This window comes from Cupriavidus oxalaticus, from assembly GCF_004768545.1.
GTDB classification, from domain to species: domain Bacteria; phylum Pseudomonadota; class Gammaproteobacteria; order Burkholderiales; family Burkholderiaceae; genus Cupriavidus; species Cupriavidus oxalaticus_A.
In genome coordinates, this window is record NZ_CP038634.1 from 2,100,776 (window position 1) to 2,123,624 (window position 22,849).

22 protein-coding genes and 1 pseudogene are annotated in these 22,849 nt (G+C 68.4%); 10 read left to right on the plus strand and 13 right to left on the minus strand.

All coding sequences use genetic code 11. The features are described 5' to 3' along the window. Position 1 precedes the first annotated feature (1 nt). Genes E0W60_RS09400 through E0W60_RS09415 form a run of 4 tightly spaced genes read right to left on the minus strand, consistent with a single transcriptional unit; the run spans position 2 to position 4,007 of the window. Positions 2-1,084, minus strand: a complete 1,083-nt coding sequence (locus tag E0W60_RS09400; protein WP_135703752.1) for a vWA domain-containing protein — start codon at positions 1,082-1,084, stop codon at positions 2-4. Next, a complete protein-coding gene (locus tag E0W60_RS09405) occupies positions 1,081-2,079 on the minus strand; it encodes a DUF58 domain-containing protein (RefSeq protein WP_133095277.1) in 999 nt (332 codons plus the stop codon). Before E0W60_RS09405 ends, E0W60_RS09400 begins: the two co-directional genes overlap by 4 nt. Then, positions 2,057-3,070, minus strand: a complete 1,014-nt coding sequence (locus E0W60_RS09410; protein WP_133095276.1) for an AAA family ATPase — start codon at positions 3,068-3,070, stop codon at positions 2,057-2,059. Before E0W60_RS09410 ends, E0W60_RS09405 begins: the two co-directional genes overlap by 23 nt. Positions 3,071-3,083: 13 nt before the next feature. After that, a complete protein-coding gene (locus tag E0W60_RS09415; RefSeq protein WP_133095275.1) occupies positions 3,084-4,007 on the minus strand; it encodes a S1C family serine protease in 924 nt (307 codons plus the stop codon). Positions 4,008-4,081: 74 nt separating this feature from the next. Here E0W60_RS09415 and E0W60_RS09420 point away from each other — a divergent pair, with 74 nt between their 5' ends. Both E0W60_RS09420 and E0W60_RS09425 read left to right on the plus strand, forming a co-directional pair. After that, a complete protein-coding gene (locus E0W60_RS09420) occupies positions 4,082-5,143 on the plus strand; it encodes a VWA domain-containing protein (protein WP_133095274.1) in 1,062 nt (353 codons plus the stop codon). A gap of 182 nt (positions 5,144-5,325) precedes the next feature. Beyond that, complete coding sequence (locus E0W60_RS09425) at positions 5,326-6,627, plus strand: UDP-N-acetylglucosamine 1-carboxyvinyltransferase (RefSeq protein WP_133095273.1); 1,302 nt, start codon at positions 5,326-5,328, stop codon at positions 6,625-6,627. Between the two features lie 41 nt (positions 6,628-6,668). On the opposite strand, the gene E0W60_RS09430 is transcribed toward E0W60_RS09425, so the two are convergent. Both E0W60_RS09430 and E0W60_RS09435 read right to left on the minus strand, forming a co-directional pair. Further along, on the minus strand, positions 6,669-7,520 hold the full coding sequence (locus E0W60_RS09430; RefSeq protein WP_135703753.1) for a MipA/OmpV family protein: 852 nt from the start codon (positions 7,518-7,520) through the stop codon (positions 6,669-6,671). A gap of 583 nt (positions 7,521-8,103) precedes the next feature. Beyond that, complete coding sequence (locus E0W60_RS09435; protein ID WP_133095271.1) at positions 8,104-8,556, minus strand: cupin domain-containing protein; 453 nt, start codon at positions 8,554-8,556, stop codon at positions 8,104-8,106. A 283-nt stretch (positions 8,557-8,839) separates the two neighbouring features. Here E0W60_RS09435 and E0W60_RS09440 point away from each other — a divergent pair, with 283 nt between their 5' ends. After that, positions 8,840-9,250: a cupin domain-containing protein gene (locus E0W60_RS09440; RefSeq protein ID WP_133095399.1), complete on the plus strand. Its 411-nt coding sequence runs from the start codon at positions 8,840-8,842 to the stop codon at positions 9,248-9,250. Between the two features lie 35 nt (positions 9,251-9,285). Here the strand turns inward: E0W60_RS09440 and E0W60_RS09445 are convergent, their stop codons facing one another. Then, positions 9,286-10,221, minus strand: a complete 936-nt coding sequence (locus E0W60_RS09445; protein WP_133095270.1) for a LysR substrate-binding domain-containing protein — start codon at positions 10,219-10,221, stop codon at positions 9,286-9,288. A 114-nt stretch (positions 10,222-10,335) separates the two neighbouring features. Here E0W60_RS09445 and E0W60_RS09450 point away from each other — a divergent pair, with 114 nt between their 5' ends. From E0W60_RS09450 to E0W60_RS09470, 5 genes and pseudogenes are all read left to right on the plus strand, one after another. Continuing rightward, entirely contained in the window at positions 10,336-13,911 is a 3,576-nt protein-coding gene (locus E0W60_RS09450; RefSeq protein WP_135703754.1) for an indolepyruvate ferredoxin oxidoreductase family protein, read from the plus strand. Positions 13,912-14,005: 94 nt separating this feature from the next. Further along, positions 14,006-14,347 (plus strand): hypothetical protein, encoded by a 342-nt coding sequence (locus tag E0W60_RS09455; protein ID WP_135703755.1) that lies wholly within the window; start codon positions 14,006-14,008, stop codon positions 14,345-14,347. A gap of 30 nt (positions 14,348-14,377) precedes the next feature. Beyond that, a complete protein-coding gene (locus E0W60_RS37475) occupies positions 14,378-14,581 on the plus strand; it encodes a tripartite tricarboxylate transporter substrate-binding protein (protein WP_240745867.1) in 204 nt (67 codons plus the stop codon). After that, positions 14,542-15,245: pseudogene (locus tag E0W60_RS09465) on the plus strand (M24 family metallopeptidase); the annotation flags it as partial. The gene E0W60_RS37475 and the pseudogene E0W60_RS09465, both read left to right, overlap by 40 nt. Positions 15,246-15,383: 138 nt before the next feature. Then, the gene (locus E0W60_RS09470; protein WP_135703756.1) at positions 15,384-16,412 is read left to right on the plus strand and encodes a transporter; all 1,029 of its coding nucleotides are present in this window, start codon (positions 15,384-15,386) and stop codon (positions 16,410-16,412) included. On the opposite strand, the gene E0W60_RS09475 is transcribed toward E0W60_RS09470, so the two are convergent. Further along, positions 16,366-17,385, minus strand: coding sequence for an NAD-dependent epimerase/dehydratase family protein (locus E0W60_RS09475; protein WP_135703757.1), 1,020 nt, complete (start codon positions 17,383-17,385; stop codon positions 16,366-16,368). The two genes, E0W60_RS09470 and E0W60_RS09475, sit on opposite strands and share 47 nt — an antisense overlap. Positions 17,386-17,499: 114 nt before the next feature. Between E0W60_RS09475 and E0W60_RS09480 the strand changes: the two genes are divergently transcribed. Then, a complete protein-coding gene (locus tag E0W60_RS09480) occupies positions 17,500-18,405 on the plus strand; it encodes a LysR family transcriptional regulator (protein WP_135703758.1) in 906 nt (301 codons plus the stop codon). 7 nt (positions 18,406-18,412) lie between these two features. Here the strand turns inward: E0W60_RS09480 and E0W60_RS09485 are convergent, their stop codons facing one another. The 5 genes from E0W60_RS09485 to E0W60_RS09505 form a co-directional block, all read right to left on the minus strand. After that, a complete protein-coding gene (locus E0W60_RS09485; protein WP_135703759.1) occupies positions 18,413-19,600 on the minus strand; it encodes an MFS transporter in 1,188 nt (395 codons plus the stop codon). A gap of 82 nt (positions 19,601-19,682) precedes the next feature. Further along, positions 19,683-19,934 (minus strand): hypothetical protein, encoded by a 252-nt coding sequence (locus E0W60_RS09490; RefSeq protein ID WP_133095263.1) that lies wholly within the window; start codon positions 19,932-19,934, stop codon positions 19,683-19,685. Between the two features lie 37 nt (positions 19,935-19,971). Continuing rightward, positions 19,972-20,433, minus strand: a complete 462-nt coding sequence (locus tag E0W60_RS09495) for a MarR family winged helix-turn-helix transcriptional regulator (protein ID WP_135703760.1) — start codon at positions 20,431-20,433, stop codon at positions 19,972-19,974. 136 nt (positions 20,434-20,569) lie between these two features. Further along, positions 20,570-21,025, minus strand: coding sequence for an Ohr family peroxiredoxin (locus E0W60_RS09500; RefSeq protein WP_133095261.1), 456 nt, complete (start codon positions 21,023-21,025; stop codon positions 20,570-20,572). A gap of 199 nt (positions 21,026-21,224) precedes the next feature. Then, positions 21,225-22,088, minus strand: a complete 864-nt coding sequence (locus E0W60_RS09505; RefSeq protein WP_133095260.1) for an adenylate/guanylate cyclase domain-containing protein — start codon at positions 22,086-22,088, stop codon at positions 21,225-21,227. Positions 22,089-22,348: 260 nt separating this feature from the next. Between E0W60_RS09505 and E0W60_RS09510 the strand changes: the two genes are divergently transcribed. Continuing rightward, positions 22,349-22,789, plus strand: a complete 441-nt coding sequence (locus tag E0W60_RS09510; protein ID WP_133095259.1) for a ferritin-like domain-containing protein — start codon at positions 22,349-22,351, stop codon at positions 22,787-22,789. Positions 22,790-22,849: the final 60 nt, after the last annotated feature.

A 22,849-nucleotide genomic window follows, 5' to 3' on the forward strand; every position in this document is an offset into this window, starting at 1 on the left:
ACTACATCACCCGGCCAAACCACCACAGCGACAGCAGCCCCGCCATCGCCGCCAGCAGCGCGCCCAGCGCGGTGAAGAACGCGGTGACCTCCACCTGGTCGCGCTTGTCGAAGGCCAGCTTGGCGTTGAGCGCGCTGTACACCTTCTTCAGCTGGGCCGTGTCTTCCAGCCGGAAGTACTCGGCGCCGGTTGCGTTGGCGACCTGCTTCAGGACCTTCTCGTCCAGCCTGACGCGGGACGACATGCCGTCGACCGACAGCACCACGCCCTCGGGGGTGCCGACGCCCACGGTATAGACGCGCACGCCGTAGTTGGCGGCCAGCTCCGCGGCCTGCAGCGCGCCCGGGCCGGCGTTGCTCTCGCCGTCGGAGAACACCACGATCGCGCCCGCGCCGTACGAGCCGGGCGAGACCGGCTCCGTGTCGCTGTCGGGGGACGAGGAGGCGCTGCCCGGGACCGCCGGCTTCTTCGGCTGCGGGCTGTCGTCGTTCATCAGGCGTTCGGCCTCGTTGGTGGCCTGCGGCAGCAGCTCAGTCAGCGCGATCAGCAGGCCATTGCCCAGCGCCGTGCCGCCCTGCGGCTTCAGGCGCTCGATGGCGGCAGCCACGTCGTCCTTGCTGCGGCTTGGGGCCTGCGCCACGGCCGCGGTGCCGGCCATCGCCACCACGCCGACGCTGACGCTCGCGGGCTGGTCTTCCAGCAAGACCCGGGCGGCCTGCTGCGCCGCGCGGATGCGGGTGGGCTTGATGTCCTTCGCGCGCATGCTTCCGGACAGGTCGATGACCAGGATCACGGTCTTGATGCGCGAGGGCAGCGTCAGCAGGGCCTGGGGCCGGGCGATGGCGACGATCAGCGCGGTCAGCGCCAGCAGCGTCAGGGCTGGTGCCACATGGCGGCGCCAGCCCGCGCCGCCGCGGACGGGCACGCCGACAGACTTCAGCGCGGGGTAGTGCACGGTCGCGCGCCGGCGGCGCGCATCCAGCCACAGGTAGCCGCCCGCCAGCACCAGCACGGTGGCGAGCCCCCACAGCATGCTCGGCCATAGGAAGCTGAAGACGGGCAGGCGGGTTATCGCTTCGGTCATGCCGCACCCCTGGCGGTTCCTTGCCGGTGGCGCCGCTGGCGCGTGAAACTCAGCAGCGCCAGGTCCAGCCGGGCGTAGGTCGACAGCGTCAGGCACTGCACGCCGGCCCGCGCGAAGGCATTGTGCAGCTCGGCCTCGCGCGCCTCGGCCGCGGCGGCGAAGCGCTTGCGGAAGGCCGGGTCATGCGTGTCGACGAAGATCTGCTCGGCGGTCTCGGCATCCTGCAGCACCACCAGGCCCAGGTCGGGCAGGGCCAGTTCGAGCGGATCGACCAGCCGCACCGCCACCACTTCATGGCGCCGCGCCAGCATGCCGAGCGACGCCTGCCAGCCGGTCGCGCTGATGAAGTCGGACACGACGAACACCACCGAGCGCCGCCTGGCAACCAGGCGTGCCTGCTCCAGCAGGTCGCGCAGTCGGGTCTCGCCAGGGCAGGCCGCCGGCGTGGCATGCATGCGGTCGAGCACGTGCAGCAGCTGGCGCCGGCCCGAGCGCGCGGGGATCACGGTCGCGGCCTTTTCGGTGGCGCCGCCATAGAGCACGGCGCCGACGCGGTTGCCGTAGCGCGTCAGCAGCAGCGCCATCACCGTGGTGAAGTCGGTGAGCAGGTCGCGCTTGCGCACCGCGCCCGAGCCGAACTCGACCGATCCGCTCAGGTCCAGCACGAACCACGCCGAGACGTCGCGGTCTTCCTGGAACTCGCGCACGTGCGGGGTCTGCAGCCGCGCGGTCACGTTCCAGTCGATATGGCGCACGTCGTCGCCGGGGCGGTATTCGCGCAGGTCGGCCAGGTCCAGCCCGAAGCCGCGGAACAGCGTGCGGTAGTCGCCCTGCAGCAGCCCGTCGAGGCGGCGCACCACGGTCCATTCGAGCCGTCGCAGCAGCGCCTCGGTCTGCTTGGACCCGACCGCGGCCACTGCCGCGTTGGCGGCAGCGGAGACCTGCGCCGCGGCCTCCGCCTCCCGGCGGCGCCTAGCGCTCAGCCGCCCGAACATGGGATTCCAGCGGCCGCTCGGGGACCGGCTGCGCCTGCAGGATGCGGCCGACCAGATGGTCGGCCGTGACGCCATCGGACATGGCCTCGTAAGACAGCGCCAGGCGGTGGCGCAGGACGTCGGGCACCAGGTCGGCAACGTCTTCCGGCAGCGCATAGTGCCGGCCGCGCAGGAAGGCCAGTGCGCGCGCACCCTCGATCAGGCCGATGGTGGCGCGCGGGCTGGCGCCGAAGGCAATATAGCGGTCCATGTCCTCCACGCCGTAGCTGCCGGGCTTGCGCGTGGCCGCCACCACGCGCACCGCGTACTGGATCAGCGCGGGATCGACATAGACCCTGCGGCACGCCTCCTGCAGCTCGGCCAGGTGCTCGGGCGTGGCGACCGCGCCCACGTTGATGCGCGGGCCGGTGACGCGGTTGACGATCACGACCTCTTCTTCCTCGCTCGGGTAGCCCACCAGCACCTTCATCATGAAGCGGTCGACCTGCGCCTCGGGCAGCGGATAGGTGCCCTCGGTCTCGATCGGGTTCTGCGTGGCCATCACCAGGAAGGGCGACGGCACGCGGTGGGTCTCGCCGGCGATGGTGACCTGCTTCTCCTGCATGACCTCGAGCAGCGCGCTCTGCACCTTGGCCGGCGCGCGGTTGATCTCGTCAGCCAGCAGCAGGTTGGCGAACACCGGGCCGCGCACGGTGGAGAACTCGCCGGTGCCCTGGTTATACATGCGCGTGCCGATCAGGTCGGCGGGCAGCAGGTCGGGCGTGAACTGGATGCGCTTGAACGTGCCGCTCATGGTCCGCGCCAGCGTGTTGACCGTCAGCGTCTTGGCCAGCCCCGGCACCCCTTCGACCAGCAGGTGCCCGCCGGCAAGCATCGCCACCAGCACACGTTCGAGAAAGTGGTCTTGGCCCACGACCACGCGCTTCACCTCGTACAGCAGGCGTTCCATCAAGTCTGCGCTGTCGGCAGCGTCCCTGGCTTGGTCGTTCATAGGCCCCCACGTTTCAGAAAGGAGAAGATCCGATGGCAACGCCGGCGCTCTCGATGGTGACGGCAAAGCCGATCCCGAGGAAAGTGCCGCTCTGGTTAGGGTTGAGGATGGCAGTGACGATGCCGACTACTTCCCCGTCCATGTTCACCAGCGGCCCGCCCGAGTTGCCCGGGTTGGCGGCCGCGTCGAACTGGATGAGCTTGTCCAGGCTCTGCTTGCGGTCGGGCGAGACGAAATGGCGGTCGAGCCCGGAGACCACGCCGGCCGACACCGACGGGCCGATGCCGAACGGGAAGCCGACCGCCACGACTTCGCTGCCGGGCGCCAGATCACGGCTGGAGCCGAGTGTCGCCGCCGGCAGGTCGTCGGGAATGGATTTGGGCCGGAGCACGGCGAGGTCTTTCTCGGGGATGGCCTGCACCACGGTGGCTTCGGCCATGTGGCCGTCGTGGAACCTGACCTCCAGCCGCTTGGCATCGGCGACGACGTGGTAGCTGGTCAGCACCATGCCGGTTTCGGTCACGACCACGCCCGAGCCGATGTGGCGCGCTTCGCGCTTGCCGCCGGCCGGGTCCTTGCCGTCGGGCGGTTCGCGTTTGGCCAGCTCGTCCTGTGGCGCAGGTTGCGAGGCTGGTGACGACTTGCGGCGTGTGGCAGGGGGATCACGCTTCGCCTTCGGCACGGAGGCCGCTTCCACGGGATCCTCCGCCGGCGTATAGCTGCGGATCTCGACCACCGATTCGCGCACCGCCTCTGCTGCCCTGGCGGTGCGCGACGGCAGGCTTTTGGTCCGCAGCGTGTGCAGCACCGCGGCGTCGATATCTGCCTGCTTGAGCACGCGGGGTGGCGGCTGCGACCACCAGGCGATGGCCGCGCCCGCCGCGATGACCACGACCACCGCCGCCGAGGCCAGCCCGTAGATCGTCACCCGTTTCATCGCTGCCCCCGAGGTCCCGTCCCGCCTTAAAAAATACAGTACCATCCTCTTAACCACGCGCCAAGGAGCAGGGCATGCAGTTTCTCTGGCCGCAGATGCTCTGGTTGCTGCTGGCGCTCCCGGTGCTGGCAGCTGCCTACCTGTACCTGCTCGCGCGGCGCAAGAAATCCGCCCTGCTGTATGCCAGCCTTGCGCTGCCCCGCGCCGCGCTGGGCCGGCGCCAACGGCTGCGGCGTCACATCCCCCCAATGCTGTTCCTGGTCGCGCTGGGCGCGGCGCTGCTGGCGTGCGCGCGGCCCACCGCGACCGTCACCCTGCCGTCCGACACGATCACGCTGGTGCTGGCCATGGACATCTCGCGCAGCATGGAGGCCACCGATGTGCCGCCCACGCGCATCGCCGCGGCGCAGCAGGCCGCGCGTGACCTGGTCGTGGGACTTCCGGCCAGCGTGCGGCTCGGCATCGTGTCCTTTGCCGCCACCGCGACCGTGGTGCTGCCGCCGACCAGCAATCGCCAGGATATGCTCGACGCGCTCGATCGGGTCCAGCTGCAACGCGGCACCGCCACCGGCAGCGGGCTGATCCAGGCGCTGGCGGTGCTGTTTCCCGATGACGGCATCGACCTGGAGGCGATACTCTTCAGCGACAGCGCAACCCCGTTCGGCCGCCCGCCGTCGCTCGACGAGGCCGCCGCCGCGGAGGCCGCGCGCAAGCGCGGGCAGGAACGCCAGCCGATGCAGCCCGGCGCATACCGGCATGGCGCGGTGATCCTGCTCAGCGACGGCCGCCGCACCACCGGGCCGGACCCGATCGATGCCGCGCGCATGGCGGCCGAGCGCGGCGTGCGCGTCTATACCGTGGGCTTCGGCTCGCCCCAGGGCGGCGGCGTGCCGGAGTCGAGCCTGGCGTACTTCATGCAGCTCGACGAACCGGCGCTGCGCGCGGTGGCGACGCTGACTGGCGGCGAGTACTTCCAGGCAGGATCGGCCGCCGACCTGACCAGGGTCTATCGCCAGCTCAGCGCCCGTTTCGCGCTGGAGCGCCGGGAAACCGAGCTGAGTGCGCTGTTGTCGGCGGCAGCGGTGCTGCTGCTGGTGCTGGCATCCGGGCTGTCGCTGCTGTGGTTCCGGCGCTGACCGGCGCCGGCAGGCGCAGGCCGCGTCACGCGGTGACGGGCGTACCGGTCACTTCATAGCCTGCGGAATCAGCGGCGCTTCTCTGCACGAGCCGGTGTGGTGCGCTGGGGCAGTACAATGCCGGACGCTTGTTTTACCGGATCTGCCGGATCTGCCTTTCCCGCCACCCGACCGCATCGCCCATGTCCAATCTCATCGTCCACGGTGGCACGCCCCTGCGCGGCCGCATCATCCCTTCGGCCAACAAGAATGCAGTGCTGCCGGTGCTTTGCGCCACGCTGCTGACCGACCAGCCGCTGCGCCTGCACGGCGTGCCGGACATCACCGATGTCCGCAAGATCCTCGATATTTTCCGCATGCTGGGCAGCGATGTCCGTCTCGATGAAGCCACCGGTACGCTCGACCTGCACCACCGCGACACCACTTTCGACGCAGCCACGCACCGGCTCCCGGAAGAAATGCGCTCGTCTATCATGCTGGTGCCGCCGCTGCTGGCCCGCTTCGGCGTGGCGCGGCTGGAAGACAACGTCAAGGGCTGCACGCTGGGCGTGCGCGAGATCGACCCGCACGTCGACATCTTCCGCTCGTTCGGCGGCGCGGTGGAGCGCGCCAGCGGCTCGCTGCTGGTGCGCAGCGGCGAGCCGCTGAAGCCCACGCACCACTGGCTCGACTATGCCTCGGTGACCACCACCGAGAACTTCGTGCTGTGCGCGGCCGCTGCCGAAGGCGAATCGACGCTGACCAATGCCGCGTCCGAGCCGCACGTGCAGGAGTTCTGCCGCTTCATGCAGATGATTGGCGCCGACATCGACGGCATCGGCACCTCGCGGCTGACCGTGCGCGGCGGCGGCCGGCTGCGCGGGGGCGAGTTCACCTTCGAGGAAGATTTCCACGAGATCACCACTTTCCTCGCGCTGGGCGCGATCACCGGCGGCGACGTGGTGGTGCGCAACAGCACGCCGGGCAACTTCCCGCTGATCGACCGCACCTTCGCCAAGTTCGGCGTGCAGGTAGTGCACGAGGACGGCTGGTCGCGCGCGCTGCTGCAGGGACCGCTGAAGGTGCAGACGCCTTTTACCAGCAATGTGCTGACCAAGGTCGAGGCCGCGCCGTGGCCGTATTTCCCGGTCGACCTGCTGCCGATCTTTATCGCGCTGGGCGTGCGTGCGCAGGGCAATGCGATGTTCTGGAACAAGATCTACGACGGCGCGCTCGGCTGGACCGGCGAGCTGTCGAAGTTCGGCGCGCATGTGTTCCAGTCGGACCCGCACCGGCTGATCACCTTCGGCGGCAATCCGCTGACGCCGGCGGTGGTGGAAAGCCCGTACATCATCCGCGTCGCGATCGCGCTGTTCATGGTCGCGGCCAGCATCGAAGGCCGCTCGGAAATCCGCAACGCCACGCCGATCCGGCGCGCGCATCCGCGCTTTGTCGAGAACCTGCGCAGCCTCGGCGTCCATGTCGAGTGGACCAGCGAGGAATGATCGTCGTGCGCGCGCGCTTTTACCCGCCGTGCTTTTACCCGCTATTCCCGGCTGGGAACCCGCGTCGCTGATTCGCCGAAGATCCAGGTCAGTGCCACGCCGGCCGCGAACGCGTCCTTGCGCCGGACCAGCGGGCTGTCCTCGAAGGTGGCGCCGTCCAGCCGGTCATAGCGCATGAAGGCACCCAGCCAGACATGGCGGAAGCGGCGCGACAGCGTCGCCATCGCCATGCTGCCGGCGTAGCCGCCATGGGCCGCGTAGGCCGGCCGCGTAGCGGTCGCGAACTGCGCCTCGACGGCATAGAAGTACTGGTTGTAGCGTGCGGTGGCGAACAGCGGCCCGGCCGTGACGCCCAGGTTCCAGCCCGCGAAGCCGCCCAGGTCGGCGATGTCGAGATGCAGGTTTGGCGAGAAGATCCAGCCGATCGCGCGGGGCGAGGATTCCACTGTCAGGGCCAGCCGCACCGGCAGCCGCAGGTCGAGGCGGGTGCGGTCCGAGTCGGAATGCCATAGCGTCAGGTTCAGCGAGGGGCCGATTTCCACCGCTGTCTTCAGGTCGGGCATGCCGCGGCGCGCTTCGTCGTCGCCGCTTTCCACCGGCAGCGAAAGTCCCAGGCTGACGTTGAGTTCGACGCGGTCGCTGTCGAACAGCTTGCCGCGCACGCCATTGCGGTCGGCGCGCAGGTGCTCGCCACGGTAGATGAAATAGGGCACGGGAAACAGCAGGCTGGCGCGTTGGTCCGAGCCACGGTAGTGCGGCACGGTGATGCCGCCGAGGCCGAGCCCGACTTCCCAAAGCGGTCGTTCTACCTCATCGAGATCCTGTGCCGCGCAGGTCGTGCCAAATGCCGCGGCGGCGAGCGCCAGCGCGCCGCAACGCCTGCATCGCCGCATATCGTACCGGGGAGATTGCGCGCCCTGCAAAATTTACACGCCTGCCAGGCCGTGCGGCCCTTTTCAGCGCACCGGGTCGGGAGGCGCCACCACGCTGACGCCATGCACATGCACCATCTTCCCGCCCCGCCATCCTGGAATCGGGTGTTTGGCAATACTGGCAGGTGTGCGCACGGTAACTCTCCTCTGCGGGCCGATGTGCCAGCGCAGGCGCAAGTGCCGTACCCACTCGCGCGGCGGCGTGAGGGCTTCATACCCTACACACTGTCAGTGGCATGAGCAAAATCACAAAGGGCCGCCCAGCGGCGGCCCGTCACGAGCGGTCGTCTTTCCGGCCGTTCCAGCCGGGCGGATAGAGCGGATGACGCAACGCGGCATACACCAGAACCACGGCTGCCACGGCGGTGATCCAGTCGAGCAGGTCCATAACCCTCCTTGCGGCCCCCGGTGACTGGCATGCCCGGGGGAACGCTTCCACCATAGTCGAGCCATGGCTGCAGGGGAATGAAGGTGTACGCAGAACCATATGCAAGCGGCGATGGCCAGCCAAGGTCGGTGCAACGTAGCAGCGGGGCCAGCGGCATCAGTGCTCCGGTGGCGGCACGGTCACGCCACATTCCTGCGCCACGGCCAGCAGCTTGTCGAAATCCGGTGCGCCGGGCGCGATTTCCTCATCCAGCCGCGTGAACAGGCGCGAGGCGTTGCCGTTGTGGCTGGTGACCGAAACCATTTCGCCGCCCCCGGCGCCGAAACGGAAGTAGTGGACCGTGCCCGCCGGCACATGGACAAAGGTGCCGGCGACCGCCTGGAAGGCCTGCCCGCCATAGCCGATCTCGATCGTCCCGCGGGTCACGAAGAACGATTCGTCCCAGTCATGGCAATGCGGCGGTGGGCCGGTGCCTTCGTCGCCCTGCTGCAGGAAGACCTCGTAGCCCTGCGTGGCGGCGTTGGAGGCGAGCACGGTGATCTTCTCTCCAACTACGTTGAGCGCGCGCGCATAGGCGTCCGGCGTTACCACAAAGGGTTCTGGCTTCATGATGCGCGCCTCCGTTTGTCGGGACCTGGATCCGGGAATGGCAGCGGCGCCCCGCGCCGGGGTGCCGTGGTGTCAGCCTATTCTAGGCGCGGGAAACGGGCTGTCCTAGTGGATCTCCATGCGCATCGGTGCCGGCCTGGGTCGGCATGCACTGGCGGCGGCCATGCCAGCCAACTACGCTTTGTTGCAGGCGCCGCCGAGGCGCCGCAGTCCCCATCCAGCAGGAGATACCATGCCGCAGCGCATCCACAACATCAAGCAATCGCACGAGCTGTTCAACGGCATGAAGCGCGCCAGACCATACGGCATCGTCGCGCTGGTGCTCAGCGGACTGCTGGCCCTGCAGCCGGCGGTGGCGGCACCCCCGGAAGCCAAGGTCACGCTGCTGACGACCGAGCCCTTGCCGCAATACCCGGGCAAGGAAGTGCAGATCATCATGGTGGAATATCCGCCCGGCGGTGCCGACCCGGTACATCGCCACGATGCGCATGGATTTATCTATGTGCTGGAAGGGACCATCGTGATGGGCGTCAGGGGCGGCAAGGAAGTTACGCTGACCGCCGGCCAGACCTGGCACGAAGGCCCTGACGATATCCACTCGGTGGGGCACAACGCCAGCAAGACGCAGCCGGCGAAGTTCCTGGTAATGCTGCTGAAGAACAAGGGGGCGCCGATACTGACGCCGGTGAAGTAGGGCGCAACCGTGAGGACGACCGGCCCGGCGAGCCCTCAGCTGCCGCACGCGTGGATCAGGAACTCCCGCAGCGCGTCGGCCGGCTTGCCCAGCTTGCGTCCCGGCTGCCACAGCATGCCGACCTCCATGTCCGGCACCGCGTTGGCGATGGGCCGGGCTTCGATCTGCTTGCCTTCCAGCGACCACGGCCGGTATACCATGTCGGACAGCACGGTGACGCCGAAGCCGTGCGCGACCAGCCCGCGCAGTGCCTCCATCGACCCGGTGCGGAAGGCGATATTGGGCGAGAGCCGCAGGCTGCGCCAGTAGCGCATGGTCGATTCCTCGGCCTCGTCGACCGTGATCAGGATGTACGGGTAAGCCGCGACGTCGCGCAGCGACGGCCGCTCGATGTCCAGCAGCGGATGGCTGGCCGAGGTCCACAGCTGGCGGCGCGAGCGCATCAGCGTGTGGCGCTTGAAGCGCTGCGGCCGTTCCAGGTTGGACAGCAGCGCGATCCCCAGCTCGATCTCGCCCGCCAGCACGGCGCGCTCGATATCCGGCCGGTCCATGTCAAGCAGGTCCAGCTCGATGTCCGGGTAGTTGGTGCGAAAGCGCGCCAGCAAGCCCGGCAGGAAGTAGCCGAGCACGGTATAGGAGGCGGCCAGGCGCACGCTGCCTTGCAGGCCGTGCACCTGGAAGCGCGGCTCGCGCAGCGCATCCTCGACCGAATCCAGGATCTGGCGCGCATGCTGGTAGAACAGGTGGCCTTCCGCCGTCAGCGTCACGCCGTGCGGGCGCCGCTCGAACAGCCGCACGGCCAGCCGCTGCTCCAGCGCCAGCACGGCGTTGGTCACCGCCGACTGCGACACATGCTCGGCCGTGGCCGCCATCGAGAACTGCCCGGTTTCCGCCGCCGCGACAAAGTAGCGGAACTGCCGCAATGTGATTTCCTTGGCAAGTCTCTCCGAGCTCTCGCGCGCCTTGGCCATGTATGTCTCCGGGGATATCCGTTTTGCAGATATCAGGTGTGGGAATTCTTGATTTTACGATAACCAGCGGGATTCCTACACTGCTCCGGACACCAGAATAAGCACGGAGACATCGTGAACGCACCGCTACCCCACACCCTCCTCGACACCCTCGCCAGCGCCAGCCTGGACGACAAGTACACCCTGGACAAAGGCCGCGTCTACATGAGCGGGGTCCAGGCGCTGGTCCGCCTGCCGATGCTGCAGAAGGCGCGCGACCGCGCCGCCGGCCTGAACACGGCCGGCTTTATCTCCGGCTACCGCGGCTCGCCGCTGGGCGGTGTCGACCAGGCGCTGTGGAAGGCCAAGAAACACCTGGCGGACAACGATGTTGTGTTCCAGCCCGGCGTCAACGAAGACCTTGCCGCCACCGCGGTGTGGGGGTCGCAGCAAGTCAACCTGTTCCCCAACGCCTCGCGCGATGGCGTGTTCTCGATGTGGTATGGCAAGGGTCCGGGCGTGGACCGGTCCATCGACGTGCTCAAGCACGCCAATTCGGCCGGCTCGTCGCGCCATGGCGGCGTGCTGCTGCTGGCCGGCGACGACCATGCCGCCAAGTCCTCCACCGTCGCGCACCAGTCCGAGCACGTGCTGCAGGCCGCCGGCATCCCGGTGCTGTATCCGGCCAACGTGCAGGAATACCTCGACTACGGCCTGCACGGCTGGGCCATGAGCCGCTATTCCGGCCTGTGGGTGTCGATGAAGTGCGTCACCGATGTGGTCGAGTCGACCGCCTCGGTCGAGATCGACCCCGACCGCGTGCAGGTGGTGCTGCCGCAAGACTTTGCCATGCCGGCCGGCGGCCTCAATATCCGCTGGCCCGATACCCCGCTGGAACAGGAAGCGCGCCTGCTCGACCACAAGTGGTATGCGGCGCTCGCCTATGTCCGCGCGAACCGCCTGAACCGCGTGGTGCTCGATTCGCCCAATGCGCGCTTCGGCATCATGACCGCCGGCAAGGCTTACCTGGACGTGCGCCAGGCGCTGGCCGACCTTGGCCTCGACGACGAGACCTGCGCCCGCATCGGCATTCGCGTCTACAAGGTAGGCTGCGTGTGGCCGCTGGAGGCGCATGGCGCGCGCGAGTTCGCCACCGGCCTGGAAGAAATCCTGGTGGTGGAAGAGAAGCGCCAGATCCTGGAATACGCGCTCAAGGAAGAGCTGTACAACTGGCGTGAGGACGTGCGGCCCAAGGTGTTCGGCAAGTTCGACCAGCGCGGCAACGACGGCGGCGAATGGTCGGTGCCGCGCGGCAACTGGCTGCTGCCGGCGCACTACGAGCTGTCGCCGGCGCTGATCGCCAAGGCTATCGCCCGGCGCCTGGAGCGCTTCGACCTGCCGGAAGCCGTGCGCGCCCGCATCGCCGCGCGCGTCGCGGTGATCGAGGCCAAGGAGCGCGAGGCCGCGCAGCCGCGCATCTCGGCCGAGCGCAAGCCCTGGTTCTGCTCGGGCTGCCCGCACAACACCTCCACGCGCGTGCCGGAAGGCTCGCGCGCGCTGGCCGGCATCGGCTGCCACTACATGACCTTGTGGATGGACCGCAATACCGACACCTTCAGCCAGATGGGCGGTGAAGGGGTGGCGTGGACCGGCCAGATGCATTTCACCGGCGACAAGCACGTGTTCGCCAACCTGGGCGACGGCACCTATTTCCACTCGGGCCTGCTGGCGATCCGCGCCTCGATTGCGGCGAAGGCCAATATCACCTACAAGATCCTGTTCAATGACGCGGTGGCGATGACCGGCGGCCAGCCGATCGACGGCGTGCTGACCGTGCCGCAGATTGCCCACCAGGTGCTGGCCGAGGGCGCCAAGAAGCTGGTCGTCGTCACCGACGAGCCGCAGAAGTACGGCGACGGCAGCATGCTGCCGTCCGGCGTGACGGTGTTCCATCGCGACCAGCTCGATGCCGTGCAGCTGGAGCTGCGCGACACCGAGGGCGTCACCGTCCTGATCTACGACCAGACCTGCGCCACCGAGAAGCGCCGCCGCCGCAAGCGCGGCACGTATCCCGATCCGGCCAGGCGCGCCTTTATCAACGACGCTGTGTGCGAAGGCTGCGGCGACTGCTCGGCCAAGTCCAACTGCCTGTCGGTGGAACCGCTGGAGACCGAACTGGGCACCAAGCGCCGGATCAACCAGTCGTCGTGCAACAAGGATTTCTCCTGCGTCAACGGCTTCTGCCCCAGCTTCGTCACCGCCGAGGGCGCGCAGGTGCGCAAGCCCGCGGCGGCGGGCGGCAAGGGCGCCGGCGCCGATTTCGAGGCGCTGCCGATGCCAACGCTTCCCGCGCTGGAACGGCCGTATGGCGTGCTGGTGACGGGCGTGGGCGGCACCGGCGTGGTGACCATCGGCGGCTTGCTCGGCATGGCCGCGCACCTGGAGCGCAAGGGCGTCACCGTGCTCGACATGGCAGGCCTGGCGCAGAAGGGCGGGGCGGTGATCAGCCACGTGCAGATCGCACCGGCGCCGCATGACCTGCATGCCACGCGTATCGCCACCGGCGACGCGCGGCTGGTGATCGGCGGCGACGCCATCGTCTCGGCCTCGGCCGAGGTGCTGTCCAAGACCCGGCACGGCGTGACCGCTGCGGTGGTCAACAGCGCCAACACCCCGACCGCCGAGTTCATCAAGAACCCGAAGTGGAAGTTCCCCGGCGCCAGCGCCGAGCAGGACCTGCGCAACAGCGTGGGCGAGGCCAGCGCGTTTATCGACGCCAGCGCCTGGGCCGTGACGCTGCTGGCCGATGCCATCTACTCCAACCCGCTGCTGCTCGGCTTTGCCTGGCAGAAAGGCTGGATCCCGCTGCAGCATGCCAGCCTGCTGCGCGCGATCGAACTCAACGGCGTGTCGGTCGACAAGAACCGCCAGGCGTTCGAATGGGGCCGGTATCTCGCGCACCACGGCGAGGCTGCCGTGAAGGCGCTGCTGCCGGATGCGCCGGCGCAGACGGCCCACGTGGTGGCGTTGCCGCAGACGCTCGACACGCTGATCCGCAAGCGCGAGTCGATGCTGACCGACTACCAGAACGCCGCGTACGCCAGCCGCTACCGTGAAGCGGTCGAGCGTATCCGCGCCGCCGAGCAGAAGCTGGGCGCCGACCGCAAGCTGCCGCTGACCGAAGCGGTGGCGCGCAACCTGGCCAAGCTGATGGCGTACAAGGACGAGTACGAGGTGGCGCGCCTGTACGCCGACCCGGCCTTCCTCGACAAGCTGCGCGCGCAGTTCGAAGGCGAGCCCGGCCGCGACTACCAGCTCAACTTCTGGCTGGCCCCGCCCACGCTGACGAATGCGGGCAAGACCGACAGCAAGGGCCATCCGGTGAAGCGCCGCTTCGGCCCGCGCACGCTGACCGCCTTCCGCCTGCTGGCCCGCCTGAAAGGCCTGCGCGGCACAGCGTTCGACGTGTTCGGCAAGACCGCGGAGCGTCGCGCCGAGCGCGCGCTGGTGGCCGACTACCTGGCCATGGTCGACGAGTTCGCCGCCTCGCTGGGCGCCGACAAGCTCGACACCGCGCTGGCGCTGGCCACGTTGCCCGACGACATCCGCGGCTACGGCCATGTCAAGGAAGCCAGCATGCAGGCAGCGGCCGCGCGCCGCGAAGCACTGCTGGCGGAGTATCGCGGGGCGGCGCGCCGGGCCGCGGCCTGAGCGCCGGCGTGCAACCGGGAAAAGCCCGGGCTGGCCGGACCTGGCATGGTCCGGCCACAATCGGCTATCCTCCCGGCTGCACCCGGAGACTCCCTTGACGCAAGACCCCGCCTTCCACCGCAAGACCGCCACGGACGATGACCTGACGCTGCGCCGCGAGACCATCCGCTGGATGGCCGAGCTGCCCGACGCGGTCCGTCCGGTAGAACTGGGGCGGGCTTTCCCCCGCATCGTCAATACCGTCGCCGCCAAGTGGTTCGATGCGGTCGGATGCCGGCACTACCTGAACGGCCTGCAGTTCGACGACCGCGGCGGCCGCCAGGGCTTTTCGTTCGCGATCGTGCAGGAGATCGCCGCGCTGCGCGAGCATTTCGACGCGGTCTATCCGCCAGACCACGATGTCTGGCAGAAGGCCTTCGATGCCGGCCAGCGCTGACCCGGCTATCGGGTTTTAAGAACCATCGGCATGAATAGCGCAGCGATCACTGCCGGGGGAGAAATGCCGGCGAGTTGCGCATCGTTATCTTTCGGCGGGAAAGTTATCGCCGGCGATTCCAACCTTGCCTTCAATCCTTTCCTGTATCCGAAGCTGCCGTACAACCCGTCGAAGGACCTGACCGGCGTGGCGATGCTGGCCAACTGCAAGTCATGCGCGAGCTGGGCGCACTGACCGACTGGGTGCAGGACCGCTACCGCGAGAGCATCCGCCCCGGCCGCCTGGTGCAGGAACTCGATCACGCCATGGCGGCGCTGATGGTCGAGGAAGCCGCCCGGCGCTTTCCCGGCGAGGACTTCGACATCCTCAAGTGCTGGACGCTCACCGGCCCGGCCTCGGCCTCGCCGCATGGCGACGGCGCCGCGTGCGGATCGCGCATCGCCGAAGGCGACACCATCGTCAATCTCATACTGCCGCGGCTGAACGGCCTCTATGTCGAGAACGAGCGCACATGGTTCTGCGGCCGGCCCGGAGACGAGCAGGCGCGGCTCTACCAGGTCGCGGCCCGCGCGACCGATGCCGCCGTCGCCTCCGCGGTGCCCGGCCGGCGCGTCTGCGACATGGACGCCGCCGCACAAGCGGTGATCGAAGCGGCCGGCTGCGGACAGTACGTGTTCCACCGCACCGGGCATGCGGTCGGGCTGATGCTGCACGAGTATCCCGAAGACATGGCCTTCAACACGCGCGCGCTGCTGGCGGGAGAGGTGTATTCGTCGGAGCCGGGGCTGTACGTCTACGGGCTGGGCGGATTCCGGCTCGATGACACGGTCATCGTCGGGAAGTGCCCGAGGTGATCGTGAAGACGCCGAAGACGCTGGAGTACGCGACGGTGTTGTAGGGGCCGACAAGGCAGGGCGGCGCCGGAAGCCGCAAACGCACAGACCAGACCCGGGACCACCCGCGCCTTCATTTTCCGACACTGTCATTGCGGCGTGATAACGTCGCGCGAGGCAAATTCCATGTGAAGGGAGCAGGCATGCAAGCGGGCATTGTCGAGGCGGGCTATGGATCGGACCCGGTCGGCCTGGTCAGCGGTTTCCTGTTCGCGCCCGGCGGGGCCATGCGCGAGATCGATTCGCGGGGCGCGGCGGCTTGGCTGCAGCAGGCGCCGCCGGCTGCCGCGCACGAGCGCTGCTTCGTCTGGCTGCATTTCAACCTGTCCCACAGCGCCTGCGAACGCTGGATGAAGGGGCACCTGGGGCTGCCGGACGAATACTTCGAGGCGCTGCGCCAGGGCTCGCGCTCGACGCGGATCGAGCGTCTGGACACCGCGCTGCTGGCCGTGGTCAACGATGTGATCTACAACTTCGGCGTCTCATCGACGGACATTTCGACCATGTGGGCCCACGCTGACCACCGCCTGCTGGTCACGGCCCGGGCGCGGCCGCTGCGCTCGGTGGACCGGCTGCGCGAGGCGGTGCGGCACGGCGAGGCGTTCCGCTCGCCGGCGGACCTGATGGTGCACCTGCTGCGCGACCAGGCCGACGTGCTGGTGCAGATCGTGCGCGAGACCGGCGTGAACGTCGACCAGATCGAGGACCAGCTGCTGTCGCAGCGGCTGCAGGGCAACCGCGCCGATCTGGGCGCGATGCGGCGCGGCCTGGTGCGGCTGCAACGGCTGCTGGCGCCCGAGCCGGGCGCGCTGTTCCGGCTGCTGAACCGGCCGCCGGCGTGGCTGCAGGAAACCGACCTGCAGGAGCTGCGCGAATCGACCGAAGAGTTCTCGCTGGTGCTCAACGACCTTGCCGCGCTGGTCGAACGCATCAAGCTGCTGCAGGAAGAGATCGCCGCCAAGCTCAACGAGCAGACCAACCGCACGCTGTTCACGCTGACGCTGGTGACCGTGCTGGCGCTGCCGATCAATATCGTGGCCGGCTTCTTTGGCATGAACGTGGGCGGCATCCCGCTGGCCGAGCATCCGCACGGCTTCTGGGTGCTGGTGGCACTGGTGGCCAGCTTCACTGTGCTGGCGGGGCGCTGGGCGTTTCGCAAGCAGGCAGGTTAGCGACGTTGGCGAGGTTGGCGGCGTGCCGGCCAGGCTGGCATGCCGCCAGCGTCTGCCGGATGCCCTCGGCGTAGGGCGTCTTGCGGATCGGCCCGATCAGCCGCTGCAGCGCGGCATCGTCCAGGATCAGCGGATCGGTCATCAGGTAGTGCATCTCGACCAGTTCGCGCATGAACGGGTTGAACAGCCCGAGCAGGCGCAGCATGCCCTTGCCGGCGATGCGCAGCCTGAGCCGGCGGCCGGTCTGCCTTTCCATCTCCAATACCAGTTCGCGCTGTGTCGTGGCGCCGGCGCCGGCCAGGTGCCAGATCCTGCCGAAGGCCGCGGGCGTATCCGCCAGCCGCGCCACCACCGGCCCCACGTCCGGCACATAGACGAACTCGTGCGGCGCATCGATCGGCCCGATCATGTCCGCGGTGCCGCCGGATACGGCAGCCTGCGCGGCGCGGTGCAGCAGGCTGGCCTGCACGCCCGGGCCGTAGAAGTCGGGCAGCCGCAGCACCGTGGCGCGGATGCGCCCGGCGGCGTCGGCCTGCATCAGCAGGTCTTCCTGCGCCTTGCGCATGCGGCCCTTGAAGGTATGCGGCGCGCGCGGGTGGTCCTCGCTGACCGGATTGCCGCCCTGGACGCGTCCGTAGGGGTAGACGGTGCCGATCAGGATGAATTGCCTGACGCCCGCTGCGAGCGCGCCATCCAGTGTCTTGCGCAGCAGTTCCGGGTGCAGGTCGAAGCGCCAGTAGTCGACGCCGACCATGCAGACCAGCGTGTCGATGCCGCTCGCCGCGGCCTGGACGGAGGCCGGCGAATCGGGGTCCCACGCGACGATCTCGGCGAGCGGGTCGGCCCCGAAGGCCTGGTGGAGGCGCGCCGCATCGCGGCCGACTACGCGATACGGCTCGCCCCGGCCTGCCAGTGCGGCGGCGATGCTGTGGCCAATGGCGCCGGCGGCGCCAAACAGCGCGATCCTGGACATGGGATTCTCCTTGGCATGGGTGCTGTCGTGGTCTGATGCAGGCCAGTTTGCGGGCATCTCGGCAAAAAGAAAATTGCCTATAATCGGCTGGTTGCTAAACAAAAATGCATAGGCATGGCCGGCGAACCGAACTGGGAGTGGTACCGCACCTTCCTCCACGTGCTGGAAACCGGCTCGCTGTCGGCTGCCGGCCGCGCCATGGGCCTGACGCAGCCGACCGTCGGCCGCCATATCGACAGTCTTGAGGCCGCGCTGGGCCTGAAGCTCTTCACGCGCTCCTTCGACGGCTTCGCCCCGACCGACGCCGCACACACGCTGCGGCCCTATGCCGCCGGACTCGCCGCCACGGCCGCGGCCATGCGGCGCGCGGCCAGCGGGCACGGCGCCGGCGTGCGCGGCACGGTGCGGCTGTCGGCGAGCGAGGTCGTCGGCGTCGAAGTGCTGCCGCCGATCCTGGCCGCACTGCGCGAAGCCCACCCGGCGCTGGAGATCGAACTGGTGCTGTCGAACCGCGTCGACGACCTGCTGCATCGCGAAGCCGATATCGCCGTGCGCATGTTCCGGCCCGAGCAGGATGCGCTCGTGGCCCAGCGCGTCGGCGGCATCGAACTGGGGCTGCATGCGCATGAGCGCTACCTGGCCGCGCACGGCGTGCCGCAGTCGCTGGAGGAACTGCCGGGGTTTGCCATGATCGGCTTCGACCGGGAGACGCTGTTCATCCGCCGCTTGCTGGAGCGCTTTCCGGCGTTCTCGCGCCAGCGCCTGGCCTTTCGCGCCGACAGCGACCTGGCCCAGCTGGGCGCGATCCGCGCCGGGTTCGGCATCGGCGTGTGCCATGCCGCGCTCGCGGGCCGCGACCCGGGGCTGGTCAGGGTGTTGCGCAGCGAGTTTTCGGTGGCGATGGATACCTGGGTAGCGATGCACGAGGACTTGCGCGGCAGCGCGCGCTGCGCGGTGACGTTTGCCGCGCTGGTCGCAGGACTTCGCGACTACGCCGGAACGGCGACGATGGGGCCTTAGTCCGGCATCACGCCGGTGGCCTTGCTACCTGAGCGCGCGTGGCGAGATAGGGCAGGTTTGCCGCGACGAAGAACGCCAGCAGCAGCGCCCCCGCGCTCCATGCGAGCGCCGGCATCCACGGCATCAGGCTGGCCAGTATCGCGCCCTTGGCGGCGCCGGAGGCCACCGCGGCGATGCGCAGGAAAGCGGCGATGGCCAGCACGGCAAACACCAGTCCGGTGAGCCTGCCTTCGCGGCCCACACGCCCGGCATCGAGCGCGGCATTGGCCGCCGCGCCAAACATGATTCCCCACATGCCGCCGGCCAGGCATTGCGCGGCCAGCACCGCCTGCAGCGAAGCGGCGGCAATGAACCCGGACAAGGCCAGCGCGCCCAGCACCGACGCGGCGAGCAGCAGCACGCAGGCGGGAAAGCGCCGCAGCCATGGTGTCTCGGGCAGCAGCACGCACAGCGCGAAGCCGATCCAGAACGCCGGCATCACCCGCACCAGCTCGGCGCTGGCAACGAAGCGAAGGTAGGCCGGTCCGGAGTTGATCGCGGTGTGGACCTGGAAGCCCAGCGCGAGCAGCCAGACCGCCGCGAACAGCAGCCACAGGCGCCGCGGGCCGGCACTGGCAATCGGCGCCGCGTCAGCCCGTTGGCTTGCCGGCGGCAATTCAACCCAGCGCAGCGCGACCACGGCCACCACCAGTGCCGCGCTGGCCGCGGCAAAGGGGATCAACGGCGAAGCCTCGCGCAGCCGCGCCGTCAGCACCGGTGCCACCGCGCCGGCCAGGCCGATGCCGAGCAGCGACGCCAACACCAGGAACGACGAAGCCGATCCCTGCAGCCGCCGCGCGATGATCACCATGGGCGGCGCGCGCAGGGCCGAAGAGGTGGCGGCCCACAACGCGGTCAGGGCAAGCAGCAGCACCGGCGAGGAAGCCGAAGGCAGCAGCACGAACGCCAGCGCGGAAACCACCGACAGCGCCAGGATCCAGCCGCCGAGCCGGCGCATGCCGTTGGCGACACGGTCGGCGGCGATGCCCAGCGCCAGGTCCATGGCTACGAAGATCACCTGGTCCATCACCAGGATCCACGCAACCTGCGCGCGCGGGATGCCTGCCTGCGTGGCGAGCTGCGGCAGGAACGCCACGTAGAGGGTCCACGTGACCGCCAGCAGGAACTGCACGGAGCAGAAGATCAATGCGCGCATGCGGCCCACCTTGCCCGGTGTATTCCCTGGAAGGATAGGGCAAGGACGGGGGTAAAGCCGGGGGTAGGGCCGGGAGCGGGGCTCAGTAGTCGCGGAGCTTCTCGCCGTTGACCTCGACGAGCTGGTCCAGCCGCAGCGCCTCGCCCGTGCCGAGCGAGACAAACTCCACCCGCTCGCGGCTGAAGATATCGGTGATCGTCGCCGTCACTTGCCGCGCCGCGCCATCCTGGTCGCGATAGCGGATCACGGCGGGCCGGCGCACGGTGGCCAGCGCTTCGAGCAGGTCGTGGAATTCGCAGCTGATCGGGCTGTACGGGGTGGATGCCTGGTTCATGTCAGTAGCTCGTAATGCAGGGCGGTGGCCGGCGCCTTCAGTCGCCGGACCTGACCGACCGGATCAGGTTGTTGCGCAGCGTCGCCACCGCCTTCTGCAGGCGTGCGAATTCGTCCGGCGCCAGGCCGGTGGCTTCGGCCAGGCTGCCTTCGAGGCGCTTTTCGCGCAGGCGGCGGCCAGTGCGGGTCAGGCTGACCCGCACCTGGCGCTCGTCCTCGGGATCGCGCTGCCGTTCCACGTATCCCATGGCTTCGAGCTTCTTCAGGATCGGCGTCAGCGTGTTCGATTCCAGGAAAAGCTTCTCGCCCAGGCTGCCCACGGTCTGGTTGTCTTCCTCCCACAACGCCACGATGGTGATGTATTGCGTGTAGGTCAGCCCCAGTTGTTCGAGGACGGGCTTGTACGCCTTGCCGAACGCCAGGTTGGCGGAATAGACGGCGAAGCAGAGGAAATCGGACAGCTTGGGGTCCGCGGCGGCGGCCTTGTCGGTGGCTTTCATGGTCTGGCTCCCGTGTCTGGATGACGCTGCGGGAAATTATAGGTCGTATGCGATTGTATCGGGGATGCGATAACCGGATGCGACCCATGGGCCCCGGTCCGTGCCTTTTAGGCACGGACCGGGCCGCGCGGCTGCGTCAGCCGGTGATGACGTTGATCGCCACGTCGATGTTGCCGCGCGTGGCCTTGGAGTACGGGCAGATTTCGTCAGCGGCATGGGCCACCGCCGTCGCCACGTCATGCGGCACGCCGGGCATGCGCACGTTCAGGCGGGCCTGCAGCAGGTACTCGCGGCCGGTCTGGCCCAGGTCCACCTCGATCTCGACGGCCAGGTCGGACGGCAGGGTCAGCTTGTGCGTCTTGGCCGCCAGGCCTACCGCGCTGATGTAGCACGCCGACCACGCGGCCGCGAACAGGCGCTCGGCGGTGGGATGCGCATCGCTGCCATCGAAGACATGGTTGGGGTTGGCTTCGCTGCCGGGCGACGACAGCCGCATGTCGACGGTGCCGTCATGCCCGCGGGGCGTGTTGCCGGCGGCGCTGAGGGTGGTGTAGGTCTTGCCGGTGGCCAGGACTTTGTCGATCTTGCTCATGGCGGGGCTTCCTTTCGGTCAGGTGGTATTTATATCTTGTGCGATTGCATCGCATGCGATATGTATGGGGAAAAACAATCAGCTGTCGCTGATCTATCGCAAACGCTTCAATCGCATGCGATGGAAAGCATGATGGGATATGGACCGGCTGAAGTCAAGGAGAATTTCCACGCCACCGTGCAACTGTGCGGGAGCCGCCTCAGTCTTCCTCGACAAAGAACTCGATCGCCTCCTGGCCGGCATCGCCGGGTGCGGAGAACGTGATCCAGCCGTGGCCCCGCAGCGTGATCTCGTCACGGCGCAGCATCAGGCTGTCTTCGCCGTCGATGCGGACATGGGTGCCGTTGGAACTGCGGTCGATCAGCACGAAGCGGCCGCCGCGCGGCTCGACAGTCGCCTGGAAGCGCGACACCTGCCGGTCGAGGATGACGATGCTCATGGTGCTGTCGCGGCCGATGGTCAGCGGCGCCGAGGTGGCGTCCATCTCGAACAGCGTGTCGCGGTAGCGCAGCGACAGGAACAGCGAGCGGCGCGCCGCGACATCAACTGGGGCGACCAGGGTCAGCTCGGTGTTCTGCTGCCAGATCGCCTCGTACAGCTCGATCAGCTGCAGCTTGCCGCGCACCTGGATCGGATACAGCGCGCGCGTCATCTGCCGCAGCGGTGCCGATAGCTGCTCCACGGCATGCTTGCTGGTGATGATCTGTCCGCGCGAGGCCAGCTTGACCAGCCGCGCGGCCAGGTTGACCGTGTCGCCGAACACGTCGCCGCCTTCGTCCGACAGGATCGGGCCATGGTGGAAACCGATATGGATCGACAAGGCTATGCCGGCGATCGGTGCCAGCCCGGCCACACCCTCCTGCATGTCGAGTGCGGCCTGCATCGCGTGATCGGCGGCGGGGAACAGCACCATGATTTCGTCGCCGATGGTCTTGACCACGCGCCCTTGCGCGAGCGCGGCGCGCGCCTTCATCAGCGCCAGGCATTGGCGGATGGCGGCGAGTGCCACCGCGTCGCCGGCCTTGTCGTAAAGCCGCGTGCTGTCGCAGATGTCCGCGAACATCACGGCGCCGTCGCATTGGTCGGCTGGCGAACCTGGATCCTTTTGCATCACCGGCGAAGTTGTCAGTTTTCCGGGCGGGCAGCGCGGGCTGCTGCGGGCACGCGCCACGTCTGCATGATAGGAATTCCACTGGCGGATTGCTGGCCCGCACGCGCTCGCCGCCGGTGCGCAAAGCCTCAGGTGTGGCGTGGCGCCGACTAGAATGAATCAGCCTGTGTTTGTCCCTCTGTTTTGTCTCTGTATCGCGGGAGGAAGATGCCATGGCGGAAATCGAGAAAGACAAGGTCGTCGGGGTGCTGAACCAGATACTGGAAGCCGAACTCGCCGGGGTTGTGCGCTATACGCACTATTCCTTCCTGGTGTTCGGCTTCGGCCGCATTCCCGTAGTGTCCTGGCTGCGCGAACAGGCCAACGAATCGTTGCTCCATGCGCAGCAGGCCGGGGAGTGGATCACCACGCTGGGCGCGTATCCCTCGCTCGGCATCGCGGCGCTGCTGGACAGCCACACCACCGACATCGGCACCATCCTGCGCGAATCGCTGGCGACCGAGCGGCAGGCGCTGGACCTGTACCGCCAGCTGCTGACCCTGGTCGAGGGCCGCTCGGTGGCGCTGGAAGAATATGCGCGCGAGTCGATCCAGCTGGAGGAACTGCATGCCGGCGAGGTCGACAAGATGCTGCGCAAGCCCGGACAGCCCTAGGTTGATGGGCGGGTTTGTGGCCCGGGTGACGAAAAGGTTGCCCGAGCCCCCGGGCTCGCC

Coding starts and splice junctions, on each gene's coding strand:
- E0W60_RS09420 (WP_133095274.1), top strand. CDS start 4,082: ATGCAGTTTCTCTGGCCGCAGATGCTCTGGTTGCTGCTGGCGCTCCCG.
- E0W60_RS09490 (WP_133095263.1), bottom strand. CDS start 19,934: ATGAACCAGGCATCCACCCCGTACAGCCCGATCAGCTGCGAATTCCAC.
- E0W60_RS09485 (WP_135703759.1), bottom strand. CDS start 19,600: ATGCGCGCATTGATCTTCTGCTCCGTGCAGTTCCTGCTGGCGGTCACG.
- E0W60_RS09475 (WP_135703757.1), bottom strand. CDS start 17,385: ATGTCCAGGATCGCGCTGTTTGGCGCCGCCGGCGCCATTGGCCACAGC.
- E0W60_RS09415 (WP_133095275.1), bottom strand. CDS start 4,007: ATGAAACGGGTGACGATCTACGGGCTGGCCTCGGCGGCGGTGGTCGTG.
- E0W60_RS09425 (WP_133095273.1), top strand. CDS start 5,326: ATGTCCAATCTCATCGTCCACGGTGGCACGCCCCTGCGCGGCCGCATC.
- E0W60_RS09410 (WP_133095276.1), bottom strand. CDS start 3,070: ATGAACGACCAAGCCAGGGACGCTGCCGACAGCGCAGACTTGATGGAA.
- E0W60_RS09400 (WP_135703752.1), bottom strand. CDS start 1,084: ATGACCGAAGCGATAACCCGCCTGCCCGTCTTCAGCTTCCTATGGCCG.
- E0W60_RS37475 (WP_240745867.1), top strand. CDS start 14,378: ATGAATAGCGCAGCGATCACTGCCGGGGGAGAAATGCCGGCGAGTTGC.
- E0W60_RS09500 (WP_133095261.1), bottom strand. CDS start 21,025: ATGAGCAAGATCGACAAAGTCCTGGCCACCGGCAAGACCTACACCACC.
- E0W60_RS09510 (WP_133095259.1), top strand. CDS start 22,349: ATGGCGGAAATCGAGAAAGACAAGGTCGTCGGGGTGCTGAACCAGATA.
- E0W60_RS09440 (WP_133095399.1), top strand. CDS start 8,840: ATGAAGCGCGCCAGACCATACGGCATCGTCGCGCTGGTGCTCAGCGGA.
- E0W60_RS09470 (WP_135703756.1), top strand. CDS start 15,384: ATGCAAGCGGGCATTGTCGAGGCGGGCTATGGATCGGACCCGGTCGGC.
- E0W60_RS09445 (WP_133095270.1), bottom strand. CDS start 10,221: ATGGCCAAGGCGCGCGAGAGCTCGGAGAGACTTGCCAAGGAAATCACA.
- E0W60_RS09435 (WP_133095271.1), bottom strand. CDS start 8,556: ATGAAGCCAGAACCCTTTGTGGTAACGCCGGACGCCTATGCGCGCGCG.
- E0W60_RS09405 (WP_133095277.1), bottom strand. CDS start 2,079: ATGTTCGGGCGGCTGAGCGCTAGGCGCCGCCGGGAGGCGGAGGCCGCG.
- E0W60_RS09430 (WP_135703753.1), bottom strand. CDS start 7,520: ATGCGGCGATGCAGGCGTTGCGGCGCGCTGGCGCTCGCCGCCGCGGCA.
- E0W60_RS09505 (WP_133095260.1), bottom strand. CDS start 22,088: ATGTTCGCGGACATCTGCGACAGCACGCGGCTTTACGACAAGGCCGGC.
- E0W60_RS09495 (WP_135703760.1), bottom strand. CDS start 20,433: ATGAAAGCCACCGACAAGGCCGCCGCCGCGGACCCCAAGCTGTCCGAT.
- E0W60_RS09480 (WP_135703758.1), top strand. CDS start 17,500: ATGGCCGGCGAACCGAACTGGGAGTGGTACCGCACCTTCCTCCACGTG.